At 58.9% G+C, this 15,736-nt stretch carries 11 protein-coding genes and 1 pseudogene; 8 read left to right on the top strand and 4 right to left on the bottom strand.

All coding sequences use genetic code 11. The features are described from left to right. Positions 1-553 precede the first annotated feature (553 nt). Genes A3CW_RS53895 through A3CW_RS52415 form a run of 4 tightly spaced genes read left to right on the top strand, consistent with a single transcriptional unit; the run spans position 554 to position 5,841 of the window. Positions 554-1,723 carry a tyrosine-type recombinase/integrase gene (locus tag A3CW_RS53895; protein WP_028205211.1) on the top strand — a complete coding sequence of 390 codons (1,170 nt, stop codon included), beginning with the start codon at positions 554-556 and terminating at the stop codon, positions 1,721-1,723. Then, complete coding sequence (locus A3CW_RS0120340; protein WP_154677988.1) at positions 1,720-3,462, top strand: site-specific integrase; 1,743 nt, start codon at positions 1,720-1,722, stop codon at positions 3,460-3,462. Before A3CW_RS53895 ends, A3CW_RS0120340 begins: the two co-directional genes overlap by 4 nt. Then, a complete protein-coding gene (locus A3CW_RS0120335; RefSeq protein WP_081771734.1) occupies positions 3,443-5,419 on the top strand; it encodes a site-specific integrase in 1,977 nt (658 codons plus the stop codon). Before A3CW_RS0120340 ends, A3CW_RS0120335 begins: the two co-directional genes overlap by 20 nt. Further along, positions 5,416-5,841 carry a hypothetical protein gene (locus A3CW_RS52415; RefSeq protein WP_154677987.1) on the top strand — a complete coding sequence of 142 codons (426 nt, stop codon included), beginning with the start codon at positions 5,416-5,418 and terminating at the stop codon, positions 5,839-5,841. The genes A3CW_RS0120335 and A3CW_RS52415 overlap by 4 nt, the downstream gene beginning before the upstream one ends. Positions 5,842-6,008: 167 nt before the next feature. On the opposite strand, the pseudogene A3CW_RS46985 reads toward A3CW_RS52415, so the two are convergent. Next, positions 6,009-6,287: pseudogene (locus A3CW_RS46985) on the bottom strand (hypothetical protein); the annotation flags it as partial. A gap of 220 nt (positions 6,288-6,507) precedes the next feature. Between A3CW_RS46985 and A3CW_RS0120325 the strand changes: the two are divergent. Further along, positions 6,508-7,740 carry a Bcr/CflA family multidrug efflux MFS transporter gene (locus A3CW_RS0120325; protein WP_028205208.1) on the top strand — a complete coding sequence of 411 codons (1,233 nt, stop codon included), beginning with the start codon at positions 6,508-6,510 and terminating at the stop codon, positions 7,738-7,740. 91 nt (positions 7,741-7,831) lie between these two features. Here A3CW_RS0120325 and A3CW_RS0120320 read toward each other — a convergent pair whose 3' ends face one another. The 3 genes from A3CW_RS0120320 to zwf form a co-directional block, all read right to left on the bottom strand. Then, entirely contained in the window at positions 7,832-9,748 is a 1,917-nt protein-coding gene (locus tag A3CW_RS0120320) for a bifunctional transcriptional regulator/glucokinase (protein ID WP_028205207.1), read from the bottom strand. Then, a complete protein-coding gene (gene pgl, locus A3CW_RS0120315; RefSeq protein ID WP_028205206.1) occupies positions 9,729-10,430 on the bottom strand; it encodes a 6-phosphogluconolactonase in 702 nt (233 codons plus the stop codon). Before pgl ends, A3CW_RS0120320 begins: the two co-directional genes overlap by 20 nt. 93 nt (positions 10,431-10,523) lie before the next feature. Further along, positions 10,524-11,993: a glucose-6-phosphate dehydrogenase gene (gene zwf, locus A3CW_RS0120310; protein ID WP_028205205.1), complete on the bottom strand. Its 1,470-nt coding sequence runs from the start codon at positions 11,991-11,993 to the stop codon at positions 10,524-10,526. A 577-nt stretch (positions 11,994-12,570) separates the two neighbouring features. Here zwf and A3CW_RS0120305 point away from each other — a divergent pair. From A3CW_RS0120305 to A3CW_RS0120295, 3 genes are all read left to right on the top strand, one after another. Next, on the top strand, positions 12,571-13,818 hold the full coding sequence (locus A3CW_RS0120305) for an ABC transporter substrate-binding protein (protein WP_028205204.1): 1,248 nt from the start codon (positions 12,571-12,573) through the stop codon (positions 13,816-13,818). Positions 13,819-13,942: 124 nt separating this feature from the next. Continuing rightward, on the top strand, positions 13,943-14,884 hold the full coding sequence (locus A3CW_RS0120300) for a carbohydrate ABC transporter permease (protein WP_028205203.1): 942 nt from the start codon (positions 13,943-13,945) through the stop codon (positions 14,882-14,884). Continuing rightward, a complete protein-coding gene (locus A3CW_RS0120295; RefSeq protein ID WP_028205202.1) occupies positions 14,874-15,731 on the top strand; it encodes a carbohydrate ABC transporter permease in 858 nt (285 codons plus the stop codon). Before A3CW_RS0120300 ends, A3CW_RS0120295 begins: the two co-directional genes overlap by 11 nt. Positions 15,732-15,736: the final 5 nt, after the last annotated feature.

Genomic DNA, 15,736 nt, shown 5'->3' with positions numbered 1-15,736 from the left:
CGTACCGCCCGGTGCGTGGGCTTCCGCGCCCCCTCGCGTCACTCGGGGCCTAGAGAGGGCGAATCTTTGCCCACTTGGTACCTCGCCGCCATTTCCGATAGTCTGAACGACCAACCCCTCGCATGTCGCCCCCGAGAATCCAAAATCCGGAGACGAGTGGTTCCTTGTAACCGTGTTGCGTCGGTGATTTCAATGCTGAAAAATCCTTCCCCGTAATTCAAATCTGTTGCTTCGAGGCAACGCCATAGTGGCTGGGGAGGGTGTTGCATCTATTGCATAGGACTACGAATGGATTGGTATGGATTTTATGAAATTTATTTTCAAATCGTATTTTTCAATTATCACTCGACGGTACATTAAGGCTTCCAGGCCATAAAGCATAATCGGCCGCTAAACTAATTCCCAATTCCGTATCTATAGAGAAATAGAACCACGGAATATCCGCCACGTCAATCATGTCATGCGGGAGAGGCGACACCAGTCACTGTTCTCTGCGGACTGGTAGCATGAATTGCATCACATCGATGTTTGCGGAGTTGTCCGGGAGAGAAAGATGTCGAAAAGACGGGCGGAGATTATCCGTAAAGGGCAGCGTCTCGTGGACTATTACGTCCACGTGAATCGCACGACGCATCCCGCCACTATCACGCTATTCGATTTCTCGGGTCGCATCATTGAGTCGCCTACGCGCTGGCTTGCCGATAAAGAATACACCTACGCAGATGGCACTAGAGAGACGTTTGGGCGATACGTTGGATACTTTCTTCGTTGGATGCGCCGTAAAGGTGCGCTGACGCGGCTGACTTCCGACGAGGTACTTAGGACGTGCAATCGTGACCACATTAAGAGCTGGATTGAACATTCAACAAAGGTAACAAAGTTAGAAAGCTCAACCGTTCATCAGCGAGAGAGTGTTCTAGCGAAATTCATCGAGTGGCTCGAGGAGAACCATTTGCGAGATGAGTCAGATACTCCCTACAGAAGTGGGAAGCTAATTACCACCGAGGACCACAGGCAACTGCCCCAAGGAATCTCAGCGGAGAAGTTTAAGGAGACTCTCGCTGGTTACTACAACGAGTCTGAACGATGTGCCATGCACACAATGTACGACACTGGATTGCGAATCTCGGAGTTGTGCAGAATGAAGAACGCGGACCTTCCGGACGATGCCTGTCACGACAGCGCGTCGGGGTTCCTACCAATTCGTATTCGGGGGAGCAAAGGGAGCGGGGGAAAAATTGTCGAGCGGTTCTCAATCATTTCGCTACCAGTACTTGCGCGTATTCGTAAATATCACAGTTCCGACGCCGCGTATGGCCGAGTTTATCCAGAAAGGCACGCGCGGGAAAATTTGACTTTTCTCAGCGCAACTGGGAAGCCTCTAAGCAGAGAGAGCGTGCACAAGCAGCTTAAGAGAGCCGCGCGCCGGGCAGGAATAGACCCAGAGACAATTCGCACACACACGCCCCGGCATTCCTTTTCGATTGAAGTATTGATGGCACACGATGTTCATAAGGAACCCGGCACTCGCTATGCCATGTTGACGAATTTTCTCGGCCATCGCGACCCAAAGTCGACGAAGGTATACAGCAAAGTTAACCCGGAAGTCCTTGAGTCGATGCGCAAGGAACTGTTTTCCAAGTACGAAGTCGCGCGGACTATTGCCGAGGAAACGAGACTTCCGCCGTTGAAGCACAGGGAAAAGCGAGGTCACGCGCAATGAACGCAGATATTGAGAGGCACTTGCCTGCGCCATCAGGTGCGAATCCGCATGTTCAAGTTGAATACATTTTTAAGCGCTGTAGCGAAGAGTTAAAGGCCGGTCCGGGCTACGGAACCTGCCTGCGGCGATATAAAGAGTTTCTTAGCGAGCGATATGGCAGTGATGAGCATATCCACGTCCGACACGCCTGGGATGAACGTTCAGTTGAAGATTTTAAGCAGTGGTTAAAGACTCAGCGAACATATAGTGCAAATCGTCAGTTAACGGCAGGAACGCAATCACAGCTGCTTTACATGTTAGGTCGTGTAATGCGGTATGCATATGACGAGCGATATATTGACATATTGCCAATAGCATCACCGGACTCTGCGCATGGTCGAGAAACGACAATGCGGAACGCGTATTCGCGCGATGAGGAGGCCAACTTGATGAATGCGCTTGCGCCGGAGATTCGATATGCCAATCGCGTTGCGCAGTCCTACGTGCGGACCGGTGTCGGCACCTCGCCGGAAAGTAGTGCGCAGATTTGCGAAGACGACCTCATCTATTTTTTTGAGAACACGCTGAAATGTGTCGCGATACAACCAAAAAAATTCTACAAGAAATATCGGGATATTGCTTTGGCCATCGCCAAAAAATACGGAGCCATCGAAAAGTGGTATGAGAAATTAGGGGTGTCGGAACTAATTTCCATGCGATTAGTGATTCCGCTCGTGTATAAGCTGGCTTGGGAAACGGGTTTAAACGTCGAATCTATCCTTGATTTGCGACGAGACTGCTTTGTTGAAAAGCACCCACTCACCGCAATGCCGTGTATTCAATACTATAAGGAGCGCGGAAAGGGAGATGCACTTTACCCCGTGGCCTTGCTCGAGGTCAATCTTCAATCGAAGCAGAGCACGATTGTGAAGAACACAATTAAGCAAATCTTGAGACTTACGGAAGTGCTCGTTAAAAATGCTGACGGAGTGGACAAGGAGATGCTCCTGTTAGTTCAGAGAAAACAGGATACTAAAGGGCGAGGAGCAGTGACAAGGCTGAACGCCACACATCTTACACGCTGGTCTGCGTCATTTTTCACTCCGAATGTTAAGCATCGAAATCCCTTCAATTCGGAGGAGAATATCAATGTAAGTCGACTGAGACCCACGTTTGTCACTCGTTTGGTGATGGAAGGTCGAGATATTTTCGAGATTTCTGCTCTCCTTAACCACTCAGATATCTATACGACGCTGGCTTATCTTGATAGGCATAGACTTACTCCTCAATTTGAGGAGGAAATGCGAAAGCACCTGAATCAGATTAAGGAGAATAGTAAGAAGTATAGAAATGTGATACCTATCACCGCCGAGGTGACGGGTGCAGACGATTCCGCTTTTCTAGCGTCAGGTCTATGTCATTGCAAAAATCCGTTTCAGCCTCCTCGGAAAATCCAGTTGGCATCTAAATTCGTCCCTGGAAAGGTGTGTACTTATTATGACATGTGTCTTCTATGCAAGAACATATTAGTAACGGAATACAGCTTGCCGAAATTAATTAATTATCGGCTTAATTTGCGTTGCGAAATTGAAAAGGGGGTTGGTGCGGAGCCGAGGAAAAACCTATATAGACGACAGCTTTATGTTCTCGATGAGATTCTCGCACCTGATGAGCTATTTACGGAAGAGGAAATAGCTCGGGCAACGGTGCTAGCCAAATCTTGCATCGACGACCACTTTGATGATTTTCTCTTTGGGTGAAAAGATGAGAGGTCGAGCTATCCAAGCAAGCACTTCGGCGAAAGAGGTCGTATCCCTCGAAGAGCTGTCGGTGAATGAAGAGACTCGTATTAATGACCGGTGCGTATTCGGTTCGAGTGTTTGGCCTTTGTACTCGCGGACATCAAAAAAAGCAATTGTTGCAGGGCACTATCGCGTGAGCATTGATTGGGCGCGAATTGAAGCTAGACTGGCGAACGATATCGTTTATGACCTGAAAATATTCGCGTACGTTTATATCTGTCACTACCGCAAAATTGGCCGAAGGCGTGCTCCGGATGCGGAGACCGTCGTGAGCAGGGTGCGCGCCATCGTGACCGCAATTTCCCGCATGACAGAGCATCATGCGGAAGGGTTATCGCTCGCTAGCTTCTCTTTGGATACGGTGGTGTCGTATTTGTCGGGCGCAAAGAACCTGTTGCAGGTGAGGCCGGCACTTACGTTGCTTTCGCACTCGTATATGAAAAAGGTATTGAAAGGACGCGGCTTCCCCTTTGCTATGATTGACTTAAAGAGAGCGTTACGCAGGAAGTCCGCAAAGCCACCTCAAGTCGATAGTACTAGTGCGACTCTCGAGATTCCGAAAGTGGGGTATCAAGTTTTACCTGCACCTTTGTTTGCTTTTTTCACGCGTGAGAACCAAAGTATTGTCGGTACGTTCCTTTCCCTCATGGGAAAAGGGTTACGTGATGTACATTTTAACGAAGAGTTAATTCAGGAAGGAAGGCGAGGCTGGAAAAAATTCAAACGTGCCTTTGCAGCCTATATTGAAATTCGAGGGAAAACACGTCGCGAGGGAGATAAAAAGAAACGTGATGAAATGCGTGCAAAGCTTTCCGATTCCTTTGTGGAGAAGTTTGGCTTTTCGATATCTGAGTTTGGAGACTTTCTCGATGACGTGCAGATGGCGAGCATAAGCCAGATTTTGCTGTACACCGGGATGCGATACGAGGAGATAACTCTTCTTGCTGTCGGGTGTTTAAAAGAAAATCAATGGGGAATGAGTATTCACTCCGATGTTTTGAAACATCGGAAACGCGGGGAACAAGAGGCCGACGGGCCCGGCGACTTGTATGACAGGTGGGTCGCGACCGATATCTTGATTGACGCTGTCGCTGCCTTAGAAGCTTTATCCCGTATCAAGGAAACACGGTGGCTAACTGCTACAGTCAATGGGAATCAGGCGGACCGAAAAGGCGAAGCGATGCCGATGAAAAATCAAGCTCTGAACACTCGCTTGAGGCGATATCTTTCTCGAATTGACAAGTCGAAGGCGTTTGCGAATTGGCGCTTGCACTGTCATCAATTTCGAGAGGGGCTGGTTGACCAACTCGCGCGAATGGAGGTGAGGCTTTCGTATATTAGCATCCAATTGAAGCATCTCAGCTACGCTGCACAGGTGGCTTCGCGCGGAATACCAGCGAAGGAAACGCTAGGTTACGGGAACATACCGAGGGTCCTGCTGGCTAGTCTCACAGGCGCAGACGCTGTTGAACGCGCCCGAATGGAGGTTGCACTTGGCCTATACGGCGAGGGGAAGAACTTCGCCGGCGCGGGAGCAGAGACACACAGACAGCGGACGGAGGCCTTTTTTCAAGGTATGGCCTTGTCTGGCCAAGCGCGTGTGGATTTCATTCGAGAACTGGCGCGCAAGCCGTTGCCCATTTTTGTTTCGGGAGTCGGAGTTTGTACGTTGAATTTGGCGGATTCAAGTACGGCAGACAGGACTCCTCCGTGCCTTGGTGACCTCCACTGCAATCCCCGAGATTGTGACAATTCGGTGGTTCCGGAAACTCATCGAACGGCGATTGAAAAGAGGCTCGCGAAAGCACGCAAAAACGCCAGCGACCCAAATCTTTCCCATGCAAGGGAGTTCTACGAAGAACAAGTTTCAATTTACGAAAGCATGTTGGCCCAATTGTCGGCGGGGTGTGTATGAGCCTGGAGAGCTATAAGAGTGAAGAATTCGAGATTATGACGGCGCGTTTGAAGAGCGCCTTGGAGATTCTAAGAGGCGATATAACGATTCCAGCGACGCGAGACTCTATTATTCAATTGGCTGGTTGCAGTCGAAGATTGCTTTACACGCCGAAGCGAAGTTGGGTAATAGATGAACTGGAATCCATTTGCAAAGAGCGGGATTCATCAAAAACAGATAATGATGAGGAGATTGGGGAAAATCCAAGTGACGGGGAGGAACTAATTAGCCTAGTTGACCGACAAAATAATAGAATAGAGCAACTCCAGGCGCAGAATAGTGAGTATTTTCATGAGATTCATCGTTTAAAGTGCGAAATTCAGGACCTCAACAGCGAACTAACGAGGCTAAATGAGCAGTTAAAGAAGAGGGGTGGGTCCTAGCCCCCTGCCGCGACAATTTCGAGCGCCTGTCCACCATTTGGTCAACAAAAAAGTATTTGACCCTTTAAGCGGTGAGGTGTTGATTGCGCAGCCCTCGCAATGTGCAATTAAGCGAATCTCGCGAAGACGCTTGTCGGATAGTTGGTTACACACAACATTGGTTACTAAAAGTCAACGACGAAGTCGATGCACAGCCGGTAGCCGCGCTTGTACGCGGCGTCCGGCACCTCGTAGGGCGCGCGCGTGACGTAGCCGGAACCGAACAGCCCGCGCGGTTCGGCAGCCACGCGGTGCAGGAACACCCGGTCGCCCGGCAGGATGCCGCGTGCGAAGCCGCATCCCCAGGTGTCGGCGACGGCTTCCCCGGCGCGCACACGGCGCGCGAAGTCGGGCAGTTCAGGCCAGGGCCATTTCTTGGGGCTCCAGATGAGCAGGAAGGCGGTCATGTCGGCAACGCGGCAAGTTGAACGAAAGCGGGCAGCTTAACGCAAAGCCGCGACGCCGCCGCATCTGAGGTGGCGCATGGCGGGCAAGGGGCGTCAGGTACAATTCGGCGGCACCGCGTTGCTGTTTTTGTCCGCTTTCGTCCGCTCCTGCAGCGACGGAAGAATCGGCCCATGACATCGAGACCGCGCGAGCCGCGCGTGTTTCGCCGCCACACACACCATGTCCCATTCCCCGCGCCGCCGGCCCGATGGCCGGCTGATCCTGTTGCTGGGCGCACTCGCCGCCTGTGGCCCGCTCGCCACCGACATGTATCTGCCGAGCCTGCCCGCCATCGCGCAGTCGTTTGGCGTGAGCGCCGCCGCTGCGGCCTCGACGCTCACGAGCTTCATGGCCGGCTTTTCGATCGGCATGCTGCTCTACGGCCCGGTTTCCGACGCGTATGGCCGCCGCCCCGTGCTGCTCGGCGGCATCGCGCTCTTCACGCTGGCCAGCATTGCCTGCTGGCTCTCGTTTTCGGTGGGCGAACTCGTGATCGTGCGGTTTCTGCAGGCGCTCGGCGCGGGCGCGGCCTCGGTGCTCTCGCGGGCCATCGCGCGCGACGCCCACGAGCCTTCCGATGCCGCCAAAGTCCTCTCGATGGTCGCGATCGTCACGGCGATCGGGCCGCTGCTCGCACCGCTGATCGGCGGACAGTTGCTGCTGATCGGCGGCTGGCGCGTGGTGTTCGTCGTGCTCACGCTGTTCGGCCTCGCGTGCGCCGTGGCGGCCTATCTGCGCGTACCGGAAACCTGGCCGCCGGAAAAGCGCGAAAGCGCGGCCGTGCTGCGCTCGTTCGCGGCTTATGGGCGCTTGCTGCGCGATCCGCTCGTCTGGGGGCACATGCTCTGCGGCGGCATGGCGTTCGCCGCGATGTTCACCTATATCTCGGCCACGCCGTTCGTCTATATCGAGTACTTCCACGTTTCGCCGCAGCACTACGGATTCTTCTTCGGCGCGAACGTGTTCGGCATCATGCTCGGCAACTTCCTCAACACGCGCTTCATCGGGCGGCTCGGCAGCCTGCGCATGGTGTCGATCGCTTCGGGTGTGAGCATCGTCGCGTCGCTCTTCGTCGCGCTCATGTGCGTGACGGGCTGGGGCGGCCTGTGGTCGATCGTGTTCGGCCTGTTCTTCGTGGTGAGCGTGGTGGGGCTGCTCGGCGCGAACTGCGCCACCGATCTCATGTACCGCTACCCGAAGAACGCGGGCGCGGCGGCGGCGGTATTCGGCGCGACGCAGCTCGCTCTCGGCGCGTTGGCGAGCGCCGTGGTCGGCTGGTTCCCGGGTATCTCGCCGTTCGGCATGGGCGTGACGATCGGCGTGTGCGGCCTGATGACGTGGGTGGGGCGCGCGCTCGTCGTGAAGTGGCACGGCACGCCGGCGCCGGACGCGGCGCAAACGGCAACGCCGTGAGCCGTACGTCGATACGTCGCGCGAAATGAAAATGGGACGCCTCGGCGTCCCATTTTTTCGTCGCCCGAATCAGCCGGCGAATGAGCTGACTTCAGTCGCGCGCCGTGGGCGAGGCGCCGTGGCTCAGCCAGTCGAGCACGGCCGATGCATCGTCGTCGGCATGCTCGCGCGCCTTTTCGACGGCGTTGCCGAGGTCCGCATCGGGCGAAGCACGGCGAATCGCCACGCCCACTGCGAGGATGTCGATCATCAGCAGATGCAGGATGCGCGAGATCATCGAAAGCTGCGATTCGCGCATCTCGATGTGATCGGTTTCGAGCGCCACGGTCGCGCGCTTGGCGAGCGGCGTGTTGCTCGACGTGATGGCGATCACCTTCGCGCCCGCCTGCATGGCGACGTCGAGCACACGCAGCAGTTCCGGCGCGCGGCCCGACTTCGACACGGCCACGATCACGTCGCCCTTGCCGAGCAGCGCGGCGGAAGCGGCCTGCATGTACAGGTCGCCATAGGCGATGGTCGGGATGCCGAAGCGGAAGAACTTGTAGTGCGCGTCCTGCGCGACGATGTGCGAGTTGCCGAGCCCATAGAACTCGATGCGGCGCGCGCCGTTGAGCAGCGTGATCGCATTCTCGACCTGCTCGAAGTTCAGGTGCTCGCGCAGTTGCAGGATGGCCGAGACGGTGTTGTCGAGCACCTTCGCGCCGAAGTCGGTGGCGGTGTCGCCCAGATGCACCTGGCTGTGGCTCACCGGAATCGTGCCCGTGAGGCCCGTGGCGAGCTTGAGCTTGAAGTCCGAGAGGCCCTGGCAGCCAAGCGAGCGGCAGAAGCGGATGACCGTGGGCTGGCTCACGTCGGCCTTGCGCGCGATATCGACGATCGGATCGTTGATGATCGAGCGCGGATGGTTGAGCGCGAGGTCGGCCACGCGGCGTTCGGCGGGCGTGAGCGCGTCGCGCATCTGGCGAATGCGTTCGAACACGGCCGACGAGCCGCCACCCGCGCGATTCGACAACTGCTCCGCGAGAATGGCCGAAACGCCGAGGAACGCCGGATACTCGGCCGTGATCACGTAGGTGGGCACGTTCGCGAGATAGGCGTCGAAACGGCCCTTCGCCTCGAAGCGCTGGCGGAACGACGAGCGCGTGAAGAGATCGCCCAGGCGCGGCACCACGCCGCCGCCGATATAGATGCCGCCGAGCGAGCCGAGCGTCATCGCGATGTTGCCCGCGAAGCTGCCGAGAATTCCGCAGAAGCATTCGACGGTCTCGAGCGCGAGCGCCTCGCCGTCATGCGCGCGTTGCACGACTTCGGCCGTGCCGAGATCGGCGGGCAGCTTCTTCTTGTCGCGGGCGGCGAGCGCGCGATAGATCAGTTCGAGGCCGGGCCCCGCGCACACGCGCTCGAACGACACATGCGGCCACTTCTTGCGCGCGAATTGCAGCACGATGTCTTCGCGCTCGTCCTGCGGCGAGAAGCTTGCGTGACCGCCTTCGCTGCCCAGTGCGATCCAGCGGTCGTCGGCGGGAATCAGGCCCGAGACGCCGAGACCCGTGCCCGGCCCGAGCAGGCCGATCACACTGTTCTGGCGGCGCTGGCCGCCGCCTACCTGCACGCGCTGCGAGTCGGTCAGGCCGGGCAGCGCCATGGCGAGCGCGGTGAAATCGTTGACGACCAGCAGCGTGTCGAAGCCGAGCGCGCGGCGCGTGGCTTCGATCGAGAAGGTCCAGTCGTGATTGGTCATGCGCACCTGGTCGCCGTCGACCGGATTCGCAATGGCGATGGCCGCATGATTCACGCGGCCGATCTTGTTGTCCTTCAGGTATTGCTGGATCACTTCCGCGACGCCGGGATACTGCGCGCACGGATATACGCGCACCTGGCCGATTTCGCCCGGACGCGTTTCCAGCGCGAAGCGCGCGTTGGTTCCGCCGATGTCGGCGAGCAGCCTCGGACCGTCGGCGTGCTGGCCTGCGCCAGGGGCGTTTTTATTAGGCGCACCAGTAGACATCGAGTCTCACTCCCTTGTCGTTCGCCAGCTTCGAGATGGCGTTGTTTTGTTCGGCCGCGGCGGCCTGTTGCAGCACTTCGAGCTTGCGCTGTCCCGCAATCAGCAGGAACAGGCGATCGACCTGGCGCAGCGCCTGCATCGACCACGAGACGCGCGCGTGGGGCGCGGCCTGCGGATGCACGGCCACGAACGGGCGTGCCGTGGTGATGGCTTCGTGCCATTCGGGGGCGTCGGCGAAAATCGAGGCCGTGTGGCCGTCCTCGCCCATGCCGAGCACGGCGACGTTCGGCAGCTTGCGGGCCGGGTCGGCATTGAGCGCGGCGACATGCGCGTCGAGATCCTGCGCCACGTCGACCAGCGGCAGGAAGTGCGCGCTGGCCGCTTCATGCGTGAGCAGCGTCTCGCGCGCGAGGCGCGCGTTGCTCGCGGAGTCGGTGTCCGGCACCCAGCGGTCGTCGACGAGCGTGACGTCGATGTGCGCCCAGTCGAAACGGTGCGTCGAAAGGGCCTCGAGGAAGGGGCGCGGGCTCGTGCCGCCGGAGACGGCAAGCGTTGCACGGCGCACGGCAGTACCGGGCGCCGCTTGCTGAGCGGCGAGCGACGCATGTAGCGCGTCGCCCACGGCTCGCGCCAGCGCGTCGGATTGGACGCGCGGGTCGTCGAATACGTGAAGCTCGATCACTTCTCCTCCATGCTGCTTTTTTGTAGGTCTACGGGGTAGTTCATCTGTCCGGTCCGGCGTCGCGCTCGCTGTGCGCGCCGCCATGCAATCCCATCAATTCTCTTCTTCGAGCCAGCAGGTGTCGTGCTGTGCAAGCATCGCGCTCGCCGCCGCCGGTCCCCATGTGCCGGCCGCGTACGGCTTGGGCGCGCGCGGCGTTGCCGCCCACTCGTTGAGGATCGGCTCGACCCACGTCCACGCCGCTTCCTGCTCGTCGCGGCGCACAAACAGCGCGAGGCGCCCGTTGATCACGTCGAGCAGCAGGCGCTGGTAAGCCTCCATCTGGCCTTCGCGGAAGAACTGGTCGAACGCGAGATCCAGATGCACGCTCGCGAGATTCATGCCTTCGCCGGGCTGCTTCGCGAGGCAGTAAAGGCGGATGTTCTCGTTCGGCTGCAGGCGGATCACGAGGCGGTTCGCGCCGGGGCGCAGCGCCGGCGCGCCGAGCGCCGAATGCGGCACCGGACGGAAGTTCACGACGATCTCGGCCACGCGGTCGGCAAGACGCTTGCCGGTGCGCAGGAAGAAGGGCACGCCCGCCCAGCGCCAGTTCTCGATCTCCACCTTCAGCGCGACGAAGGTTTCCGTGTGGCTCTCGGGCTTCACGCCATGCTCGGTCGCATAGCCCGGCACCGCCTGGCCGCGGATCACGCCCGCGTGATACTGCCCGCGCACGGCGACCTTGCTGATGTCGAGCGGGTTGATCGGCTTGAGCGCGCGCAGCACGCGAAGCTTTTCGTCGCGCACCGAATCCGAATCCATCGAATGCGGCGGCTCCATGGCGACGATCGAGAGCAACTGCAACAGGTGATTTTGCACCATGTCGCGCAGCGCGCCCGTGTTGTCATAAAAGTCGCCGCGCGCTTCGACGCCCAGTTCTTCGGCAATCGTGATCTGGATGCTCTCTACCCATTCGCGGCGCCACAGCGGCTCGAAGAGCGCATTGCCGAAACGCAGCGCGAGCAGGTTCTGCACCGGCTCCTTGCCGAGATAGTGATCGATCCGGTAGATCTGGCCTTCGGCGAAGATCTCGCCCACGGCGTCGTTGATGGCGTTGGACGACTTGAGGTCGTAGCCGAGCGGCTTTTCCAGCACGATGCGTGAGTTCTCGTTCAGACCGACGGCGGCAAGCGCGTGGCAGATCGGCACGAACAGCGACGGGCCCGTAGCCAGATAGAACACACGAATGCCGGGCAGCGACGCGATGCCGTCGCGCAGATGCGTGAAGTCTTCGGCGCGCGAGAGGTCGAGCTTCACGTAGACGATGCGCTCGAGGAAGCTGGCCCACGCATTGTCGTCGAAGCCGCCGTTCTTCTTCACATGCGGCTTGACGTGCTCGTCGACCCACTGGATGTACGCTGCACGATCTTCTTCGTGGCGCGCGACGCCCACGATCTTGCCGGCCTGGGCGAGCATGCCTGAACGGTGCGCTTCATACAGGGCGGGGAGGATCTTGCGCATCGACAGGTCGCCGGTGGCGCCGAAGAGCACGAACGTGAAACCTGAATCGATCTGGGTTTGCATGAGTCTCAGTCAGAGTCCTGGGGGCCGCTGCAGGTTACAACGGGTGCCCGCCTGTGTGGGCGATCGGGCGGCCGTAGTCCGATAAAATTTTTTTTGACACTGAATTGTAGTTTAACTACAATCCAAATCAAGAGGTAACGTTCATTCGATGAAAAAAGCGTGAAACGCAGCCAGCAAGGCGGTTTGCGCGGTTTCGCGAGCGGACGGAATGCCCCCTCATGTTAACGGAGAACAACGCGGGACTCAGCCCGGCTTGCCAGTGAGCCGTGCGCCCGGTTCCCCGCCGTGCGGAGGCTTCAAGGCCGCGTGACGCAAGCGGCGCCTCGGCCGGCCAAGGTGGCCGGTGAAAATCAAAAGAGGAGACAGTCAAGTTGCATTCCGAACCACTCATCTCTTGAGCGTCCTGCGGCCGGTAACCGGCCCGCGGCCCGCGCGCATCTAATGAAAAGCACGCGCGCGCGGCACTCCGGCGCCCGTCCGTCCAGTGTTTTGCCTGTTTTGCCTGTTTGACCAACCACCGCACCCTGGCGATCAGGGGCCAATCGTTTTTTGTTCAGGTGTCTGGAGGAGATAAGCAATGAAATTCCGCACGATCATGGGCGCCCTGTGCGCAGCAGGTCTGTTGGGTGGCGTCGCCACGGCGCAAGCGGCCGAGTCCCTTGAAGTGCTGCACTGGTGGACTTCGGGCGGCGAGTCGAAGGCCGTTGGCGTGCTCAAGGACGACATGACGAAGCAGGGCTATGTGTGGAAGGACTTCGCGGTCGCCGGTGGCGCGGGCGCGGCGGCCATGACCGCACTGAAGACCCAGGTGATCTCGGGCAACGCACCGACGGCCGCCCAGATCAAGGGTCCGCTGATTCAGGAATGGGCTGACCAGGGCGTGCTGGTGAACGTCGACTCCGTCGCCGGCGACTGGAAGGCCAACCTGCCGCCGCAGATCGACAAGATCATGCACGCCGAAGGACACTACGTTGCAGCGCCGTTCTCGGTGCACCGCGTGAACTGGGTGTGGATCAACAAGGCAGCGCTCGACAAGGTAGGCGGCAAGCCGCCGACCACGTGGCCGGAATTCTTCGCGCTGGCCGACAAGATGAAGGCCGCAGGCATCCAGCCGGTCGCCGCCGGTGGCCAGCCGTGGCAGGACCTGACGCTGTGGGAAGACGTGGTCCTCTCGCAGGGCGCGGACTTCTACAAGAAGGCGCTCGTCGACCTCGACCAGAAGACCCTCACGTCGCAGCAGATGGTCGGCGTGTTCGACACGGTCCGCAAGATCGAGTCGTACATGGATAACGGCCGTACGGGCCGCGACTGGAACCTCGCCACGGCCATGGTCATCAACGGCAAGGCCGGCATGCAGTTCATGGGCGACTGGGCCAAGGGCGAATTCGCGAACGCGAACAAGCAGCCGGATTCGGACTATGTTTGCGCAGCGGTGCCGGGCACGGCGAAGGCCTACACTTTTAACGTCGACTCGTTCGTGTTCTTCCAGCAGAAGGGCCAGAAGGCGGCAACGCCTGGCCAGCTCGCGCTCGCGAAGACGATCATGAGCCCGGAATTCCAGGAGCAGTTCAGCCTGTACAAGGGTTCGATTCCGGTTCGTCTCGGCGTGGACATGAGCAAGTTCGACGCATGCGCGAAGAAGTCGTACGCGGATGAACAGACCGCGATCAAGGCCGGCGGCTATGTGCCGTCGCTCGCTCACGGCATGGCTCAGCCGGACGCCACGGCCGGTGCAATCACCGACGTCGTGACGAAGTTCATGAACTCGACCCAGGATTCGAAGAGCGCGGTGGAAGCGCTCGCGAAGGCTGCGAAGACGAAGTGAGCGTAGCAGGTTAGTGCTGTAAGACGGGGGGCGCCATACGTGGCGCGCCCCGGGCATGACGGTTCACCCTCTGAACCCCATCATCGTGCGAAAGCTGTTTTCGCACCGTACCAGGAGTTGCGCAGTGACTGCTTCTCTTAGCGGCAACGGCAAGGCGGCCACGCCTGCTACCCGCCGCGCGTCGCCCATGGCGGCGCTCGCAGACCGCTGGATCCCGAAGCTGGTGCTTTCGCCCAGCATTCTGATCAGCCTCGTATTCGTCTACGGCTTCATTCTCGTTACCGGTTATCTGTCGCTCTCCAATTCGCGACTGATGCCGCGCTATGAATTCGCGGGTCTCGACCGCTATCGCGAGCTGTTCTCCAACGACGTCTGGTGGACGTCGGCGCAGAACCTCGGATGGTTCGGCATCCCGTTCATCGCGATTTGCGTGGCGCTCGGGCTGTTCCTCGCGATCCTGCTCGACCAGCAGATTCGTCAGGAAGGCGCGCTGCGCGCGGTGTTCCTTTATCCGATGGCGCTCTCGTACATCGTGACGGGCACCGCATGGCAGTGGATTTTCAATCCGGACCTCGGCATTCAGCAGGTGATGCACAGCATCGGCTGGACGAGCTTCCACATCGACTGGCTCAACGACCCGGACAAGGCCATTTTCTGTATCGTGGTCGCCGCTGTGTGGCAGTCGACGGGTTTTTGCATGGCGCTGTTCCTCGCCGGCCTGCGCGGTGTCGATAGCGAGATCTTCAAGGCGGCCCAGGTGGACGGCGCGACGCTGCCCACGATCTACCGCAAGATCGTGATTCCGAGCATGCGTCCGGTGTTCTTCTCCGTGCTGCTGATCCTGTGCCACATCACGATCAAGACGTTCGACCTCGTCGTCGCTTTGACGGCCGGTGGTCCGGGCACGTCGTCGTCGCTGCCGGCCATCTTCATGTACACGTTTTCGTTCAACCGCGGGCAACTCGGCGTCGGCGCAGCTTCGTCGATGATGATGCTTGCGACGGTGGTGGCCGTGCTCGTGCCGCTCATGTATCTGGAATCGAGGAGCACGCGCAATGCAGCCTAAGATGAACGTGAGCCGCGTGGTCATCTATGCGGCGCTGATCCTGTTCGCGGTGTACTTCCTGTTCCCGCTCTACGTGATGCTGTCGACGTCGTTCAAGTCGCTCGACCAGATTCACACGGGCACCATGCTCTCGCTGCCCACGAGCCCGACCTTCGCGCCGTGGATCAAGGCGTGGAGCCAGGCGTGTACCGGTGTGCGCTGTGACGGCATGCAGCCGTTCTTCATGAACTCCGTGAAGATGGTGATTCCGGCCGTGCTGATCTCGTCGATCATCGGCGCGTTCAACGGTTACGTGCTCACACACTGGCGCTTTCGCGGCGCGGACGCGCTCTTCACGATGCTGCTGGTGGGCTGCTTCATTCCGTTCCAGGCCATCCTGCTGCCGATGGCGCGTCTCGAAGGCTTCCTCGGCCTGTCGAACACGATCGGCGGTCTGGTGCTGGTGCACGTCGTGTACGGCATTGCGTTCACCACGATGTTCTTCCGCAACTTCTACGTGAGCGTGCCCGCTGAACTCGTCAAGGCCGCGCGCATCGACGGCGCCGGTTTCTTCATGATCTTCACGCGCATCATGCTGCCGATCTCGCTGCCCATCTTCATGGTGTGCCTGATCTGGCAATTCACGCAGATCTGGAATGACTTCCTGTTCGGTATCGTGTTCTCGGGCGTCGATTCGATGCCGATTACGGTGGCGCTGAACAATCTCGTGAACACGTCCACGGGCGTGAAGGAATACAACGTCGACATGGCCGGCGCGATCATCGCCGCGCTGCCCACGCTGCTCGTCTACGTGATCGCCGGCCGCTACTTCGTGCGCGGTCTCACGGCGGGCGCGGTGAAGGGTTAAACCCG

It is taken from the genome of Paraburkholderia nodosa DSM 21604 (assembly GCF_000519185.1).
Classification (GTDB): domain Bacteria; phylum Pseudomonadota; class Gammaproteobacteria; order Burkholderiales; family Burkholderiaceae; genus Paraburkholderia; species Paraburkholderia nodosa.
Note: the sequence above shows the minus strand (reverse complement) of the source record. Positions and strands in the feature narration are given on the sequence as shown.

Excerpts from the sequence above, each read along its gene's own strand:
- A3CW_RS53895 (WP_028205211.1), top strand. The coding sequence starts at position 554 with ATGTCGAAAAGACGGGCGGAGATTATCCGTAAAGGGCAGCGTCTCGTG.
- A3CW_RS0120340 (WP_154677988.1), top strand. The coding sequence starts at position 1,720 with ATGAACGCAGATATTGAGAGGCACTTGCCTGCGCCATCAGGTGCGAAT.
- A3CW_RS0120335 (WP_081771734.1), top strand. The coding sequence starts at position 3,443 with ATGATTTTCTCTTTGGGTGAAAAGATGAGAGGTCGAGCTATCCAAGCA.
- A3CW_RS52415 (WP_154677987.1), top strand. The coding sequence starts at position 5,416 with ATGAGCCTGGAGAGCTATAAGAGTGAAGAATTCGAGATTATGACGGCG.
- A3CW_RS0120325 (WP_028205208.1), top strand. The coding sequence starts at position 6,508 with ATGTCCCATTCCCCGCGCCGCCGGCCCGATGGCCGGCTGATCCTGTTG.
- A3CW_RS0120320 (WP_028205207.1), bottom strand. The coding sequence starts at position 9,748 with ATGTCTACTGGTGCGCCTAATAAAAACGCCCCTGGCGCAGGCCAGCAC.
- zwf (WP_028205205.1), bottom strand. The coding sequence starts at position 11,993 with ATGCAAACCCAGATCGATTCAGGTTTCACGTTCGTGCTCTTCGGCGCC.
- A3CW_RS0120305 (WP_028205204.1), top strand. The coding sequence starts at position 12,571 with ATGAAATTCCGCACGATCATGGGCGCCCTGTGCGCAGCAGGTCTGTTG.
- A3CW_RS0120295 (WP_028205202.1), top strand. The coding sequence starts at position 14,874 with ATGCAGCCTAAGATGAACGTGAGCCGCGTGGTCATCTATGCGGCGCTG.